Origin of the sequence: Streptomyces azureus (genome assembly GCF_001270025.1) — a bacterium.
In the GTDB taxonomy this organism is placed as follows: domain Bacteria; phylum Actinomycetota; class Actinomycetes; order Streptomycetales; family Streptomycetaceae; genus Streptomyces; species Streptomyces azureus.
The window spans coordinates 22,698-38,926 of the sequence record NZ_DF968243.1; the positions used below are offsets into that span (position 1 = coordinate 22,698).

Genomic DNA, 16,229 nt, shown 5'->3' on the forward strand with positions numbered 1-16,229 from the left:
GTCTCCCCCTTGGATTGCACCGAGAGCAAAGATCTTATTGCACTGAGTAGTTGGAGCTGCCTAGGGTCGTCCCATGGCACCCTTCCTCGCATTCGAGGACAAAGGCCCCGTAACCTCCCGGCAGCCCCTTGTCCCCCTGGTTCTCGTACACGGCCACCCCTTCGACCGCACCATGTGGGCCCCGCAGCTCGGCACGTTCTCCGCGGCCCGCCGCGTCATCGCCCCCGACCTGCGCGGCTACGGCGCCTCCCCGACGGCACCGGCCCTCACGGACTTCTCGCAGTTCGCCCGGGACGTCGAGAGCCTGCTCGACGAACTGGGGGTGGACTCCTTCGTCCTCGCCGGTCTGTCCATGGGTGGCCAGATCGCGATGGACTGCTACCGACTGTTCCCAGGCCGCGTCCGCGGCCTGGTCCTCGCGGACACCTTCCCGGCGGCGGAGACCCCGGAGGGCGTCCGCACCCGCGACGCCATGGCGGACCGCCTCCTGCGGGAGGGCATGCGCGGCTACGCCGACGAGGTCCTGGAGCGGATGGTCGCCCCCTACGCCCCCGCCGAGGTCAAGGCCCACGTCCACCGCATGATGACGGCCACTTCCCCCAAGGGCGCCGCCGCGGCTCTGCGCGCCCGCGCCCGGCGCCCCGACTACGCCGCCCTGCTGACCCGCGTGACCGTCCCGGCCCTGGTCGTCGTGGGAGCCGACGACACCTACACGCCCGTCTCCGACGCCCGGGCCATGCACGCGGCCCTCCCGGACTCGTCCCTGCACGTGATCGAGGGCGCGGCCCACATGCCGAACCTCGAACGCCCCGAGAAGTTCGACAGGGCACTCGGGGAATTCCTGGCCCGCGTCGACGCACAGCCCGTGGACGCCGGCCGGCGGCAACCTTCCGCCGCCCCACCCCGTCTTTGAGGGAGGATTCGGGCACCCCACCCGCGAACGGAAGGCCGGGCCTTGGACACCGCCGCTGCCGAGTGGACCGCCACCGACGGGCCGGAACACCGTCCGCCCGGACGGCGGCTCGGCGCCTGGTGCGCCGCCCTGCTGTTCGCCGCGGTCAGCGTGTTCGTCGGCTTCCGGACCGCCGGCAGCGACGGCATCACGCCCGTCCCGCAGGTCCTCGCCTTCCTCCCCTGGCTGCTCGCCCCCACCGCCCTGGCGCTGCTGCTCGCCCTGCTGTCCCGGTGGTGGCTCGGGACGGCCTGGGGCGTGGTCCTGCTCGGCCTGCTGGCCTGGTTCATCGAGCCGTACGGCAAGGTCGGCGACCCCGTCGGCCGCCCGGTCGCCGAACTGCGCGTACTGACCTCGAACGTCGAGTTCGGGCAGGGCACCGGGTCCCTGGCCGCCGCCGTCCGCCGCGAGAAACCGGACATCGTCTTCGTACAGGAATGCGAATACGAGTGTGACGCGCGACTGACGGCCGACCTCTCCCAGGACTACCCGCACCGCCGGGCCGTCGAGGGCGGCGGCTCCGAGGGCTCCGTCATCCTCAGCCGCTTCCCGCTGCGGCCCACCGGCGGCGTCTCCGGCACCATGGGCATGCCCGGGGCGGTCGCCGACGTCGACGGGCATCCCGTACGACTCCAGCTCGCCCACCCCATGCCCCCGGTCCCCGGCCAGGTGGACCTCTGGAACAGGGAACTCGGTGCCCTGCGCGACGCGGCCACCGCCGACCCCGGCACCCCCTTGATCCTGGCCGGCGACTTCAACGCCTCCCAGGACCACGCCGCCTTCCGCCGCATCCTCGACACCGGCCTGAGCGACGCCGCCCGCCTGGACGACGCCGACCGCACGGCCACCTGGCCGGCCGTGACGGCCCCGACGTTCGGCACGCAGATCGACCACGTCCTGGTGTCTAAGGACTTCGCAGCCGACCGCACGCGCGTCCTGGACGTGGCCGACACGGACCACCGGGCGGTGGTGACGGACCTGACGCTGCACTCAGGTCGGTGAGAGGGGAATGAGAGGGAAAGGGGGACGCCGGACAGACGCCCCCCATGAGTCGCTCTCCTGAGTCACTCTCCGGTCAGGCGCCGATGTCGCAGCCGTCCGCACGCCACACGGCCACGACGGCCGGCCGGACGTACGTCCCGGGCCCGTCGGGCCAGGTGCTGGCCGGCTTCTCCACGGACGCGCCGTCGATCTCGCCGGGGTGCTGCACGGCGACCAGCACGCGCCGGTCCTGGATGATCGGACCGCAGGTCTCGGCACCCTTCGGCACGGTCAGGAACTGCTTCAGCTCACCGCGCCGCTCACCCCGGGTCGCCACGCCGAACAGGCCGTCGTGCGAGCCGAGCTGGGCGCCGTCGGTGGAGATCCACAGATTGCCGTAGGGGTCGAAGGCGACGTTGTCCGGGCAGGAGATCGGGCTGACGCCCTCCTTCGGGAACCCGGCGAAGTAGGTCGCCGGGTCGTCCGGGTCACCGGCGACGAGGAACAACGACCAGGCGAACCTGGTGCTCTCGGGCCGGTTCCAGCGCTCGGTGAGCTCAAGCACATGCCCGTGCTTGTTGGCGTTGCGCGGATTGGCCTCGTCCGCCTTGGCGTTGGAGCCGACGCCACGGTTGCTGTTGTTGGTCAGGGCGACGTACACCTTGCCGGTGACGGGGTTGGGCTCGATGTCCTCGGGCCGGTCCATCTTCGTCGCGCCCACCTTGTCACCGGCGAGCCGCGTGAAGACGAACACCTCCTCGGCGCTCATCCCGTCCACGTGCGAGACGGCACCGTCGGCGGTGGCGGTGGCCAGCGCAATCCACTCGCCGCTCCCGTCGAACTCGCCGTCGTTCGGCAGCTTGCCCGTGCCGTCGATCTCGATGGCGGGAGAGTCACCGGTGAGCTTGGCGACGTACAGCGTCCCCTCGTCGAGCAGGGAGAGGTTGTGCTCGCGCACGGCACGCGACGAGCCGTGCCGCATCCGCTTGCTGCCGACGAACTTGTAGAAGTAGTCGAACCGCTCGTCGTCACCCGAGTACACGACGGGCCGCCCGTCGTGCGTGAGCCGCACGGTGGCGCCCTCGTGCTTGAACCGCCCGAGAGCGGTGTGCTTGCGCGGCGTGGAGCTGGGGTCGTACGGGTCGAACTCCACCACATACCCGAACCGATGCGCCTCGTTCGGCTCCTGGGCGACGTCGAACCGCTTGTCGAACCGCTCCCACTTCCGCTCGCTGGCCCCGGTCCCGATGCCGTACCGCTTGTCGGTCGCCCGGCTGCTGTTGGCGAAGTAGTTGTTGAAGTTCTCCTCGCCGTGCAGGGTCGTGCCCCACGGGGTCACGCCGCCCGAGCAGTTGTTGAGAGTGCCGAGCACCTTGGTGCCGGTCGGGTCGGCGGAGGTCTTGACGAGCTCCGACCCGGCGACGGGCCCGGTGAGCCGGAACTCGGTGGTGGCGGTGACGCGCCGGTTGAGCTGGTGCCGCGGAACGGCGGTGAGCTTCCCGGTCTTGCGGTCCCCCTCCACGACGACGGCGGACAGCCCGTGCGCGGCCCAGGCGATCTCAGCCTGCTCCCGGGTCGGGTTGGCGGAGTCGTACCCCCGGAACATGAGCACCTCATCGGTGTACTCATGATTGGCGACGAGCAACTGCCTGTTCCGCTCCCCGGGCAGCGGAAGGAGCGCGAGGAAGTCGCAGTTGTACCCGAACTGCCCGGCCTGCGCCTTGGCGGTCTGCTTCTCCGGGTCGAAGGCGGGCGCACCGCGCAGGATGGGCTCGCCCCAGCGGATGACGATGTTCTGCCGGTACCCCTCCGGCACGGTCACGGCGTCGGTGGTGTTGGGCGCGACGGGCGCGAAGCGCAGCCCGCGCGCTCCCTTGTGTTTACGCCGAGCGGCCTCGGCGGCGGTACCGGCCGGGGCGGCGTCTGCCGGGGCGGCGCCGGCCTGCGGAGCCTGCCCGACACCCACGGCCCCCGCGCCCGCTGCGGCCACGGTCACCACGGCCGCGGCCCGCATCATCGACCGGCGGCTGAGCGCACCGGCGATCACATCACCGACGTACTCGTTGGAGCTGGTGTTGGGCACCTCGTGGAAGCAGGCGTCACCACACCGGAAACGACAGGTCATGGCGGACCGGCCGCCAGGGTGCGAACCGGACGGCGTTCCGATCAACGGCAGCAGCTTTCGCACTTTGCTCTCTCCTTGGATGCCCATGGTGTCAGCGTGACCGTAGGGGCACATATGTGCGGCAGCCGGGCGCCAGAGTGAACAACGGGTGAACCTGCGGCATCCTTACGGCAGTTACGGCGATTCAGCACGGCGACACCTTCGCAGGCCGGATGTCCCTCTTGACAGCCGGTACCCCGCACACCTGACCCTGCCCAAGATCACCCAGGAGGGCCGCTAACCTTACGTGTCCGTCCTGGCCAGGGATTGACGGGCTTCAACTCACGCGAAGGGTTGCGCGCACATGGGCATTCTCACTCTCTTGCGGAACGCGTTCGGACGGTCACGCAAATCACGGACCGCCGAGGCGGAGGGTGCGGCGCAGACCACGACGACCCCGGCGGAAACGCCTCCCCAGGAATCACCGACGTCCGGGACCCCCACGCCCGCCGCGGCGGACCCGAAGGTCCCGTCCCCCTCCCCGGAACCGACCCCCGACCCGGCACCCAACGTCCCGGAACCCCGCGACGAACACGACCTCGTGTCAATGATCTTCGACAATGTGACGGTGCCCAGGCCTACGCGGTCCGCGGAAGGGGAGCCGGGGAGTACGGAGGAGCCGGGGGGTGCGGATCGGCCGGGGGCTGAGGAGCAGCCCAGGGCTGAGGAGCAGCCGACGGCCGTCGAGGAGCCGGTGGCGGAGAAGCCGACGGCCGTCGAGGAGCCGGTTGTCCGGGAGGAGCCGGCGGTTGTCAAGGAACCGGTGGCGGAGAAGCCGCAGGTTGTAGAGGAGCCGACGGTCGCGGAGAAGCCTGCGACGGTGGCGCCGGAGGCTGAGGCTGAGGCTGAGGCGGAAGCGGAGGCCAAGTCGGCGGTGGAGGAGCCGGCGGACGCCGAAAAGCCGACGGAGGAGGCCACGGCGGAGAAGCCGGTCACCGAGGAGCCGACGGCGCCGGAAGAGGCCACGGCGGAGAAGGCGACCGAGACGGAGAAGCCGACCGTCGCCGAGGCCCCGACGCCTGAGGAACTCGAGTCGTCGTCGGCCCCTGAGCCCGCAGCGCCGGAGAAGCCCGAGGACAAGGCCCAGGCCGAGCCCGAGACGCCCGCAGTCCCGCAGCCCGAGACCGAGCCGACGGCAGAAGCCGAACCGACGGCAGACCCCAAGGCGAAGCTCGCACCCGAGGCCGAGCCCGAGGCGACCTCCGACGCCGAGCCGACGACCGAGGCGGACGCAACAGCCGAGGCGGAGCCGACGACCGAGGCGGGGCCGAAGGCCGAGGCCCAGCCGACGGCCAAGCCGGTGGACGCTCCCGCAGCCGCCGACGGCGAGTCCGCCCCACAGGGGCCACCCGCACCCGACGACGAAAGCAGCACGGGTGGTGCCGGTGGGAACGACACGGCCGAAGCCGAAGGCGAGGCCGCGGCACCGGACGCCACCACCCCCGCCGTCGCCCTCACCCGCATCAAAACCCACGCCCCCACCCTCACCACCGCCTACAAGGCCGCCACCACCACCCTCAAGCAGCACAACCTCACCGGCACCCGGGCCAAGGTCTACCTCGTCCTCGACCGCTCCGCCTCCATGCGCCCGTACTACAAGGACGGCTCCGCCCAGGCCCTCGCCGAACAGACCCTCGCCCTCGCCGCCCACCTCGACCCCGAGGCCACCGTCCCGGTCTTCTTCTTCTCCACCGAACTCGACGGCACCGGCGAAATCACCCTCACCGACCACGAGAACAAGATCGACGACCTGCACGCCGGCCTCGGCCGCATGGGCCGCACCAGCTACCACGCAGCCGTCGAAGCGGTCCTCGCCCACCACGGCAAGGAAGCGACCCCCGCCACCCCGGCCCTGGTGATCTTCCAGACGGACGGCGCCCCCGACGCCAAGACCCCCGCCACCCAGTCCCTCACCGAGGCCGCCAAGACCCACCCCGCCGTCTTCTTCTCCTTCGTCGCCTTCGGCGACCCGGAGAACAAGGCCTTCGACTACCTCCGCAAGCTCAAGATCCCCAACACGTCCCACTTCCTCGCCGGCGAAACCCCCCGCGAGCTCACGGACAAGGAGCTCTACGAGGGCGTACTGGCGAACTGGCGGCCGTAGAGTCCCGGGGGGTGGACAGGGCGGAGTCCCCTGTCCACCCCCCGAAACACGTGTGAGTCGATCTTCAGCGGACCAGTAGGATTTCGACCATGGCGGCCACTGGATCCGAGAAGCAGGGAGCGAAGGCGTACTACGTCTCGACCCCCATCTACTACGTAAACGACGCTCCTCACCTGGGCCACGCCTACACGACCGTCGCAGGCGACGTGCTCACCCGCTGGCACCGCCAGCGCGGCGAGAAGGTGTGGTACCTCACCGGCACGGACGAGCACGGTCAGAAGATCATGCGCACGGCCGAAGCCAACGGGGTCACCCCCCAGGCGTGGGCAGACAAACTCGTCACCGAAGCGTGGAAGCCCCTCTGGGAGCACCTGGAGATCGCGAACGACGACTTCATCCGCACCACGCAGAAGCGGCACACCGACCGCGTCCAGGAGTTCGTCCAGGACCTGTACGACAAGGGCGAGATCTACAAGGGCGGCTACGAGGGCCCGTACTGCGTCGGCTGCGAGGAGTACAAGCTCCCCGGCGAGCTCCTCGACGGCGAGGGCGACTTCGCGGGCCAGAAGCTCTGCACGATCCACAAGAAGCCGGTCGAGATCCTCAGCGAGGAGAACTACTTCTTCAAGCTGAGCGAGTACGGCGAGAAGCTCCTCGCCCACTACGAGGCGAACCCCGGCTTCATCCAGCCCGAGTCCGCGCGCAACGAGGTCGTGAACTTCGTACGGCAGGGTCTGCAGGACCTCTCCATCTCGCGCTCGACGTTCGACTGGGGCATCCCGATCCCGTGGGACGACAAGCACGTGATCTACGTGTGGGTCGACGCCCTGCTGAACTACGCCACGGCGGTCGGCTACAACGAGAACCAGGCCAAGTTCGAGGAGACCTTCCCGGCCGACGTGCACCTGGTCGGCAAGGACATCCTCCGCTTCCACGCGGTGATCTGGCCCGCGATGCTGATGGCACAAGAACTCCCCCTCCCCGGCAAGATCGCCGCCAACGGCTGGCTGATGGTCGGCGGCGAGAAGATGTCGAAGTCGAACCTGACCGGCATCAAGCCGCAGGACCTGACCTCGCACTTCGGCGTGGACGCGTACCGCTGGTACTTCCTGCGCGCGATCGCCTTCGGCCAGGACGGCTCCTTCTCCTGGGAGGACTTCTCCGCCCGCTACACCAGCGAGTTGGCGAACGACTACGGCAACCTGGCGTCCCGCGTCGCGGCGATGGTGGGCAAGTACTTCGGCGGCACCCTGCCGGAGGCCGCGGCGGCCGGCGAGGCGGAGCGGGCGATCCACGAGGGCCTGACGAAGGCGGTCACTGAGGCGGACCGCCGGATCGGCGAGGACCTGGACTTCCAGGGCGGCATCCTGGCGATCTTCGACTTCGTCAAGCAGGTCAACGGCTACATCACGGAACAGGAGCCGTGGAAGGTCGCCAAGGACACCTCCGACGAGGGCAAGGCCCGCCTGGCGACGATCCTCTACACGGCCGCGGAGTCCCTCCGCGCGGTAGCGGTCCTCCTGAACCCGGTCATGCCGGAGACCTCCCAGAAGCTCTGGGACTCGCTCGGCGCGACGGCTTCCCTCGGCGCCCTCGCGGACCAGAAGATCGGCGAGGCCGGCGAGTGGGGCAGGCTCCCCGCCGGCACGACGGTCACCAAGGGCGCGGTCCTCTTCCCGCGCCTGGAGGAGAAGCCAACGGCGTAACAGCCGTAACACGCTCGCTACAGCAACGGGGCCCGGGAGAACGAGAGCTTCTCCCGGGCCCCGAGCTTTGCGAGGATCCGGTGAGAGCGGCCACCCGGCCGCCGCCACACACACGGGGGCTCCCATGGCACTGTTCGGCAACGCACACACCGTAGACCCGGCATCGGCCCAGCAGGACTACGCCCGCCTCCTCGGCCACGGCGAACAGGTCCACGCCGCGTTCCTCCTCATCCGCGACACCATCCTCTTCACCGACCGCCGCCTGATCCTGATCGACAAGCAGGGCATCACCGGCAAGAAGGTGGAGTACCACTCCGTCCCCTACCGCAGCATCACCCACTTCGCGGTCGAAACGGCCGGCACCTTCGACCTCGACGCCGAACTGAAAATCTGGATCTCCGGCACCCCGACCCCCATCGAAAAGACCTTCACCAAGGGCGTCGACATCTACGAGGTCCAGGCGATCCTGACCCAGTTCGTGGCGAGGTAGCGGCACTTCCGGCTTACAGGGGTGGGGCTCCCGGCAACAGGCTCTTCATCTGAACGTTTTTGCCGCTCTCGAAGGAGTGAACACAGCCTCGTTCGCCGAGTACGCCGCACGCTGATGGGCCTAGCTTGCGCGCATGGTCACATCAACCCATGAGACCTCGCACCGGATCTTCCAGGACCATCCGGAGGTACTCATCCCCGTCTTCGAGGCGCTGGGCCTGCCACCGCCCGCGAAGGCGACGATGGAGGCGCTCACCCCTGACGCCACGGAGATCAAGCCGCTGGAACGCCGTGTGGACACGGTGCTCAGGGTCGAGCCGTCCGACGGGGACGGCTTCCTGATCGCCGTCGAGGCGCAGACCGCTCGAACCAGTGACAAGGGGTCCAGCTGGTCCTACTACGTGGCATACCTGCACGCGAAGTTCGACCTGCCGGTACTGCTCGTCGCGGTCTGCAGGAACCGGGCGACGGCGTCCTGAGCAGCCGGGCCCTTCGAGTGCCGCGTAGGCAGCTGGACGACGCAGGCCACGCGTCCCTTCGTGCTCGGCCCGGACAACGTACCGGTGATCAGCGACGAGTCCACGGTCACCCGTGAACCGGCGATGGCCACGTTCTCGGCCCTTGTGCATAGCCACAGCAAAGACGCCCCCGCCATACTGGGCATGCTGGCTCGCGGGATGCGGTCGTTCGACAAGGCAACAGCGAAGTACTGGTGCGAATGGCTTGAAGTCGGACTGGAGGACACTCCGGTCCGGGAGACATGGAGAGAGCTGGAGAAGATGGTCGCCACATACTTCCCGGGCAGGGGAACCCTCTTCGAGGAGACGTACCTGGAGGGCAAGGCGGAAGGCAAAGCCGAGTCCATCCTGAGCGTGCTGGAGAAGCGTGGCATCCCCGTCCCCGAGGACACCCGCGACCGCATCACCTCCTGCCCCGACCTCGACACTCTCACCCTCTGGTTCGACCGCTCCCTGACGGCCACCACGGTGGAGGACCTGTTCGCGGAGGAATGACCAAGCGAGAAGAAGGCTGGGCCCGCTCCTACGACAAGGAGCGGGCCCAGCCCGAGTCGGTGCGCGCCTAGCTCACAGCCGCCTTCCCCGTCACCCCCGCACGATCCCCGCCGCCCGCCCGCGGCCCCCGATTGGTGTGCCGCACGAACGCCACCCCCAAAACCGCCAGGATCGACGCCGCCGACAGGGTGTACAGCCCCCCGTTCGTACTGCCCGTCGTGTCCTTCAGATACCCGAACAGCGTCGGCGACACGAACCCGCCCAGGTTTCCGATGGAGTTGACCAGGGCCAGACCCGGCGCGGCGATCTTCAGGTCGAGGCCAGACTGGGCCATCGGCCAGAACAGGGTGGCCGCGCACTTGCCGCCGACCGCGGCGAGCGTGAGGGCGGCGAGGCCGAACCAGGGGGACCCGAGCGTGGCGAGGAACGTGCCGATCGCGGACAGGACCAGGGCGACCGCGAGGTAGGGGCGACGGTCCGGGGCCCGGTCGGTGAAGTGGCTCATCGTGTACATCGCGATCACCGCGCAGATCCAGGGGATCGCCGACAGCAGCCCGATCTGGAAGGGCGACAGTCCCCCGATCTCCTCCACCAGGCTCGGCAGCCAGAACGTGATCGCGTACCCGGTGAGCGCCATCGCGAAGAAGACCGCGGTCAGGACGGCGACCTGGGGGTGGAAGATCAGCTTCATACGCGACACCGACGGCGCCCGGTCACGCGCCTCCTTGTCCCGCGCCACCGCCTCGCTCAGCGCGTCCTTCTCCTCCTGCGTCAGCCACTTCGCGTCCTGGATCCGGGAGACGAGGAAGAACCCGGCGACGAAGCCGACCAGGATCGAGAAGGCGCCTTCCAGGGCGAACATCCACCGCCAGCCCGCGATACCGCCAGCGCCGTGCAGCTCCAGCAGCGCCCCGGTGACCGGGCCGGTGACGATGTACGCCGTGGCCGAGCCGCCCAGGAAGATCGCACTGGCCCGGCCCCGGCTGGAGTCAGGCAGCCACTGGGTGAAGTAGAGGAGCACACCGGGGAAGAAGCCGGCCTCCGCGACACCGAGCAGGAAGCGCAGGCCGTAGAACATCCACACGTTGTGGATGAAGCACATCGCCACGATCACCGCACCCCAGGTGATCATGATCCGGGTCAGCCAGACCCGGGCCCCCAACCGCTCCAGGAGCATGTTGCTCGGCACCTCGAACAGGGCGTACCCGATGAAGAACAGGCCCGCGCCGAGGCCGTAGGCGGTCGCGCTCACCCCGACATCGGCCCGCAGTTCGTTCTGGACGAAGCCCACGTTCGTCCGGTCCATCTGGTTGACCAGCAGCATCAGGACCAGGATCGGAAGCATGCGGCGCAGGAATTTGCCGACCGCACGCTGCTCGGCCTCGGGAATGGCTGTTGCGACGTCTGACATCGTTGTCTCCCTCGATGTGCACATACGTGAACAGCAGTCACGTACGCGTTGTCGAAGGGACTTTATGGAGGCCCACGTTCCGGGTCAACGGGTTGAGCAGAAGTACATGTACGTGAACACGAGCTGGATGCCGACCCGCCTGGGCATGGAAGTGGCCCGGAACCGACGCCGGTTCCGGGCCACCCACTGTCGCTTACGACTTCTCCGAAGGCCTACTTCGGCTGCGGCTTGCGCACCGACAGGTGCAGCTCCTTCAGCCGCGCCTCCTCCAACTCCGTCGGCGCGCCCATCATCAGGTCCTGGGCGTTGCCGTTGAGCGGGAAGGCGATCGTCTCGCGGATGTTGGGCTCGTCGGCGAGCAGCATCACGATGCGGTCGACGCCCGGGGCGATGCCGCCGTGCGGCGGGGCGCCGAAGCGGAACGCGCGCAGCATGCCGGCGAACTTCTCCTCGACGGTCTCGCGGTCGTACCCGGCGATCTCGAAGGCCTTGAGCATGATCTCCGGCTCGTGGTTCCGGATCGCGCCGGAGGACAGCTCGACGCCGTTGCAGACGATGTCGTACTGCCAGCCCAGGATGTCCAGCGGGTCCTGGGTCTCCAGGGCCTCGAGGCCGCCCTGCGGCATGGAGAAGGGGTTGTGCGAGAAGTCGATCGCGCCGGTCTCCTCGTCCTTCTCGTACATCGGGAAGTCGACGATCCAGCAGAAGCGGAAGACGTTCTCCTCGAAGTGCCCGGCACGCTTGGCTGCTTCCACCCGCACCGCGCCCATGATCTTGGAGACCTCGTCGAACTCGCCCGCGCCGAAGAACACGGCGTGGCCGGCCGCCAGCGACAGGCGCTTGGTCAGCTCGGCGACGTTCTCCTCGGTGAGGAACTTCGCGATCGGGCCGGAGAGGGAGCCGTCCTCGGCGACACGGACCCAGGCCAGGCCCTTGGCGCCCTGCGAGACGGCGTAGTCACCGAGCTGGTCGAAGAACTTGCGGGGCTGCGCGGAGACGTCCGGCACCGGCAGGGCGCGGACGTGCTTGCCGGCGAACGCCTTGAACTCCGAGCCCTCGAAGATGTCGGTGATGTCGACGAGTTCGAGCTGGGCGCGCAGGTCGGGCTTGTCGGAGCCGTACTTCAGCATCGCCTCGCGGAACGGGATCCGCGGGAACGGCGAGGTGACGTGGCGGCCGCCCCCGAACTCCTCGAACAGCTCCGTCATCAGCTTCTCGACGGGCTGGAAGACGTCCTCCTGCTCGACGAAGCTCATCTCGATGTCGAGCTGGTAGAACTCGCCCGGCGACCGGTCGGCGCGCGCGTCCTCGTCACGGAAGCAGGGCGCGATCTGGAAGTAGCGGTCGAACCCGGAGATCATCAGCAGCTGCTTGAACTGCTGGGGCGCCTGGGGGAGGGCGTAGAACTTGCCCGGGTGCAGGCGGGACGGGACGACGAAGTCGCGGGCGCCCTCGGGGGAGGTCGCAGAGAGGATCGGCGTCGCCATCTCGTTGAAGCCGAGGGCCGTCATCTTGTGACGGATCGCCGAGATGACCGCCGTGCGCAGCATGATGTTGCGGTGCATGCGCTCGCGGCGCAGGTCGAGGAAGCGGTACTCCAGACGCCGCTCCTCGTTGACCCCGTCCTCGGCGTTGATCGTGAACGGCAGCGGAGCGGCCGCGCCGAGCAGTTCGACCTCGCCGACCTCGACCTCGACCTCACCGGTCGGCAGCTCGGGGTTGATGTTCTCGGCGCCCCGGGAGACGACCTTGCCGTCGACGCGGACGGTCGACTCCTTGGAGAGCTTGTCGAGGGCCTCGTAGGCGGGCGTGCCGGGCCGGGCCACGAGCTGCGTGATGCCGTAGTGATCGCGCAGATCGATGAAGAGGATGCCGCCCAGGTCGCGCCGATTGTGCAGCCAGCCACTCAGCCGGACGTCGGTGCCGACGTCAGAGGAGCGGAGCTCGCCGCAGGTGTGGGACCTGTACCGATGCATCGTCGTTCATCCAGTCTTCGCTGATCGGGGTCTGTGTTTCACGTGAAACTGGTCCCCAGCGTACCGGCCAGGCGAAGATCGGCTCTCCGCAGTTAACGATCGAGCACACTTCCCTCTTCGGTGGCAGTGTGCGATCGCCTCTTCTTAAAGTAGGTCAATGCGCACTGACGAGCCCCTGCCCGCCGTGGGGGAGGCTCTCGCAGCCCTCGCGACCGGCCTGTGGCACTGGGACACCGCCACCGGGCTGGTCACGGTCGACGCCGAGGCGGCACGGCTGCTCGGGCTGCCCGCCGAACAGATCAGTCTTACGGAGGCCCAGGCCCGGGCCCGGCTGCACCCGGTCGACTGGAACGAGATCACCGGCGTGATCCAGCTCGCCGTCGCCGAGGGCACCCTCGCCGAGGTACGGGTCCGGATCATGGACGAGCAGGGCCGCATCGTCCGGGTCGTCCGCAGCCGCTCCAAGCCGTCCTTCGACCGGGCGCGTAAGGCGTACCGGCTGATCGGCACCCTCCAGGAGGTCACAGAGCCCACGCCGGGCACCCTGGCCGGGCGCAGCGCGGTCACCGGCGACTGGCGGCGCTCCCGGGAGGCGTTCCTGCTGGACGCGGGCCGGGCGCTGGCCGAGGCGCGTTCCACGCAGGAGGTCCTGCGGGTCACGGCCAATCTGTCGATGCCCGGCTTCTCACCGGACGGGCTGGCGGTGTTCGGCGTGGAGGGCGACCGGCTGACGATCATCGGGCACCACGGGCAGCAGCAGGGTGACGACAGCCCGTTCTCCGACATGGCGCTGGACACGGACTATCCGGCCGCCGAGGTGGTGCGGACCGGCCGGGCGGTGTACCTGTCCTCCCCCGAGCAGTACAAGGCCCGCTACCCGCTGACCTGGCCGCTCGCCGAGCGCTTCGGCCGCCGGTCCTGGGCGTTCCTGCCGCTGACCGTGGCCGGCCGCACGATGGGCGCGTGGATGGCGGCCTTCACCTACCCGGTCGCCTTCACACCGGACGAGCGGTCCGTGCTGACCACCGTGGCGCGGATGCTGGCACAGGCGCTGACCCGGGCGGGCGTGGCCGAGAGCGAGCGGGCGCTGACCGACGGACTCCAGCGCACGATGCTGCCGAGGCTCGGTCCGCAGCGCATCCCGGGCATGAGCGTCGCCGCCCGCTACGTCCCCACCGGCGGCGGCCTCCAGGTCGGCGGCGACTGGTACGACGTGATCCCGCTGCCCAGCGGGCGGTTCGCGCTGGTCATCGGTGACGTGCAGGGCCATGACGTGCGGGCGGCGGGCCTGATGGGCCAGCTTCGCATCGCCCTGCGCGCTTACGCCTCCGAGGGCCACCGCCCCGACGCCGTCCTCTCCCGCGCCTCCCGCTTCCTGCACGGCATCAGCGACGAGGACCCCTTCGACCCGCGCTTCGCGACCTGCGTGTACGTGGAGGTCGACCCGGCGACCGGGGTGCTGGACATCGCCCGGGCCGGGCATCCGGACCCGGCGATCCGGATGGCCGACGGCACGGTGCTGACGCGGCCGACGTCGGGCGGCCTGCCGCTGGGCATCGACCCGGACGCCGACTACCCCACGACCCGGCTCGCCCTGGAGTCCGGCGAGACCATGCTGATCTGCACGGACGGCTTGATCGAGACCGGCGGCCACGACCTGGACTCCGGCTGGCGGCGGCTGCGCGCGATCCTGGAGGACCACAAGGGCGACCTGGAGGAACTCGCCGACACCCTGGTGCAGGCCGTGCACGGGCCGTCGTCGCACCACACCACCGGCCCGCTGGCCGACCGCCGTGAGGACGACATCGCGCTGCTGCTGCTGTGCCGGGAGGGCGAGGGTTGCGGCTGCGGCGACACCATGATCGTCCGGGCTCCCGTGCGGCGCACCATGCTGACGGTCGCGCAGGCCGAGCCCGAGCGGGTCGCGGTGGCCCGGCAGCAACTGCGCGAGCTGCTGCACGACTGGTCCTCCCCCGACCAGGTCGACTCGGCGGTGCTGCTGCTGTCCGAGATGCTGACGAACGTCCTCGTGCACACCGACTCCGACGCGCTGCTCGTCGCCGAGATCACCGGTGGGGTGGGTGAACGGCGGCTGCGGATCGAGGTCACCGACGCCGGCGACGACCTGCCGCACAAGCGCAGCCCCGGGGAGCTGGCGTCCTCCGGCCGCGGCCTGGTGCTGATGGAACTGCTCGCGCACGCCTGGGGGGTGGACCCGCGCGGCGAGGGCAAGAGCATCTGGTTCGAGCTCTACGAGTCCGTGGACGGCTCGGGCGACGGGTCGTGGCAGCCGTAGCGGGTCACGACTCCTCGGACGCCGACGGCTCCTGGCTCTCGTAGCGAGTGCGGAGTTCCTGGAGGACGCCGAAGGCGGCGGCGGTGAGCGGCACGGCGAGCAGCATCCCGAGGACACCGGCCACCGACGCCCCGGCCGTGATCGCAACCATCACCACCGCCGGGTGCATCTGCACGGTCCGGCTCTGGATCACCGGCTGGAGCACGTGCCCTTCCAGCACCTGCACCGCGAGCACCACTCCGAGCACCCACAGCGCGATGACGAACCCCCGGTCGGCGAGCGCGACCAGCACGGCCACGGCTCCCGAGATGAAGGCGCCGAGGTAGGGGATGTAGGCCCCGACGAAGACCAGCGCCCCCAGCCCGGCCGCCCCGGGCACGTCGAGGACGAGCAGTCCGACGGTGATGCACAGTGCGTCGATGAGGGCGATGAAGGTGGTGCCGCGCATGAAGCCCTCGACGGCCTGGAAGGCCCGCCGCGCCATGGCCTCCAGGGTGTCGGCCGAGCCACGCGGGGACAGGGCCCGCAGCGTCCCGGCGGCCTTGTCGGAGTCGCGCAGGAAGAAGAAGACGAGCAGCAGCGCGAGCACGGCCATGGCGATGGCCTCGCCGACCACACTGACTCCGCTGATCACACCGGAGGCGGCCGAGCCGCCGAACTTGCCCAGGAGTTCCCGGGCGTTGGAGGCCAGGTCCTCCAGCGAGGTCCCGGCTGCCCCGAAGTGCTCGGAGATGCCCCGCGCGGCCTGCTTGAGCGAGGCGACGATCTCGTCGCCCGTGTCGATGAGCGCGGCGACCACGATGTACACGGCCCCGCCGACCACGGCGACCACCGCGACACAGGTGAGCCCGGCCGCGACCGACCGCTGCACCCCGGCCTTCACCAGCCGCCGGTGAAGGGGCCCGAGCAGGGCCGTCCCGAGCAGCGCGAGCAGCACGGGCACGACGGCGGTCCGGAACTCGTCGCACAGCCGGATCCCGACGTAGACGACTCCGGACACGAGCAGGAGGAGCGCGCACCAGGCGGCGAGACGCCGGAGGGGGTCCGGGAGGAGCGGCCTGGGGCCGGGAGCGGTCGGGTCGGAGGCCTGCACGCCTCCACCCGACCATGCCCGGGGCGGGCCGTCCCGCCGGAAAG

Annotated in this window: 12 protein-coding genes; 8 read left to right on the forward strand and 4 right to left on the reverse strand. The window is 69.8% G+C overall.

Features of this window, described 5'->3' with window-relative positions:
* Positions 1-73: 73 nt before the first annotated feature.
* Positions 74-913, forward strand: coding sequence for an alpha/beta fold hydrolase (locus tag AOQ53_RS12240; RefSeq protein WP_059417050.1), 840 nt, complete (start codon positions 74-76; stop codon positions 911-913).
* A gap of 42 nt (positions 914-955) precedes the next feature.
* A complete protein-coding gene (locus tag AOQ53_RS12245; RefSeq protein ID WP_059417051.1) occupies positions 956-1,954 on the forward strand; it encodes an endonuclease/exonuclease/phosphatase family protein in 999 nt (332 codons plus the stop codon).
* A gap of 73 nt (positions 1,955-2,027) precedes the next feature.
* Here the strand turns inward: AOQ53_RS12245 and AOQ53_RS12250 are convergent, their stop codons facing one another.
* Positions 2,028-4,121, reverse strand: a complete 2,094-nt coding sequence (locus AOQ53_RS12250; protein ID WP_059417052.1) for a PhoX family protein — start codon at positions 4,119-4,121, stop codon at positions 2,028-2,030.
* A 670-nt stretch (positions 4,122-4,791) separates the two neighbouring features.
* Here AOQ53_RS12250 and AOQ53_RS12255 point away from each other — a divergent pair.
* From AOQ53_RS12255 to AOQ53_RS47695, 5 genes are all read left to right on the forward strand, one after another.
* On the forward strand, positions 4,792-6,201 hold the full coding sequence (locus tag AOQ53_RS12255; protein WP_330219325.1) for a VWA domain-containing protein: 1,410 nt from the start codon (positions 4,792-4,794) through the stop codon (positions 6,199-6,201).
* A gap of 89 nt (positions 6,202-6,290) precedes the next feature.
* The gene (metG, locus tag AOQ53_RS12260) at positions 6,291-7,907 is read left to right on the forward strand and encodes a methionine--tRNA ligase (RefSeq protein WP_059417054.1); all 1,617 of its coding nucleotides are present in this window, start codon (positions 6,291-6,293) and stop codon (positions 7,905-7,907) included.
* A gap of 124 nt (positions 7,908-8,031) precedes the next feature.
* Positions 8,032-8,397 carry a PH domain-containing protein gene (locus AOQ53_RS12265; RefSeq protein WP_059417055.1) on the forward strand — a complete coding sequence of 122 codons (366 nt, stop codon included), beginning with the start codon at positions 8,032-8,034 and terminating at the stop codon, positions 8,395-8,397.
* 133 nt (positions 8,398-8,530) lie between these two features.
* On the forward strand, positions 8,531-8,875 hold the full coding sequence (locus AOQ53_RS47690) for a hypothetical protein (RefSeq protein ID WP_330219326.1): 345 nt from the start codon (positions 8,531-8,533) through the stop codon (positions 8,873-8,875).
* 60 nt (positions 8,876-8,935) lie between these two features.
* Positions 8,936-9,409 carry a hypothetical protein gene (locus tag AOQ53_RS47695; protein ID WP_330219327.1) on the forward strand — a complete coding sequence of 158 codons (474 nt, stop codon included), beginning with the start codon at positions 8,936-8,938 and terminating at the stop codon, positions 9,407-9,409.
* Between the two features lie 67 nt (positions 9,410-9,476).
* Here the strand turns inward: AOQ53_RS47695 and AOQ53_RS12275 are convergent, their stop codons facing one another.
* Both AOQ53_RS12275 and aspS read right to left on the reverse strand, forming a co-directional pair.
* Complete coding sequence (locus tag AOQ53_RS12275) at positions 9,477-10,820, reverse strand: MFS transporter (protein ID WP_059417056.1); 1,344 nt, start codon at positions 10,818-10,820, stop codon at positions 9,477-9,479.
* Between the two features lie 212 nt (positions 10,821-11,032).
* A complete protein-coding gene (gene aspS / locus AOQ53_RS12280) occupies positions 11,033-12,796 on the reverse strand; it encodes an aspartate--tRNA ligase (RefSeq protein ID WP_059417057.1) in 1,764 nt (587 codons plus the stop codon).
* A gap of 157 nt (positions 12,797-12,953) precedes the next feature.
* Here aspS and AOQ53_RS12285 point away from each other — a divergent pair, with 157 nt between their 5' ends.
* Entirely contained in the window at positions 12,954-15,092 is a 2,139-nt protein-coding gene (locus AOQ53_RS12285; protein WP_059417058.1) for a SpoIIE family protein phosphatase, read from the forward strand.
* Between the two features lie 4 nt (positions 15,093-15,096).
* Here the strand turns inward: AOQ53_RS12285 and AOQ53_RS12290 are convergent, their stop codons facing one another.
* Positions 15,097-16,185: an AI-2E family transporter gene (locus AOQ53_RS12290; protein WP_059417059.1), complete on the reverse strand. Its 1,089-nt coding sequence runs from the start codon at positions 16,183-16,185 to the stop codon at positions 15,097-15,099.
* Between the last annotated feature and the right edge of the window lie 44 nt (positions 16,186-16,229).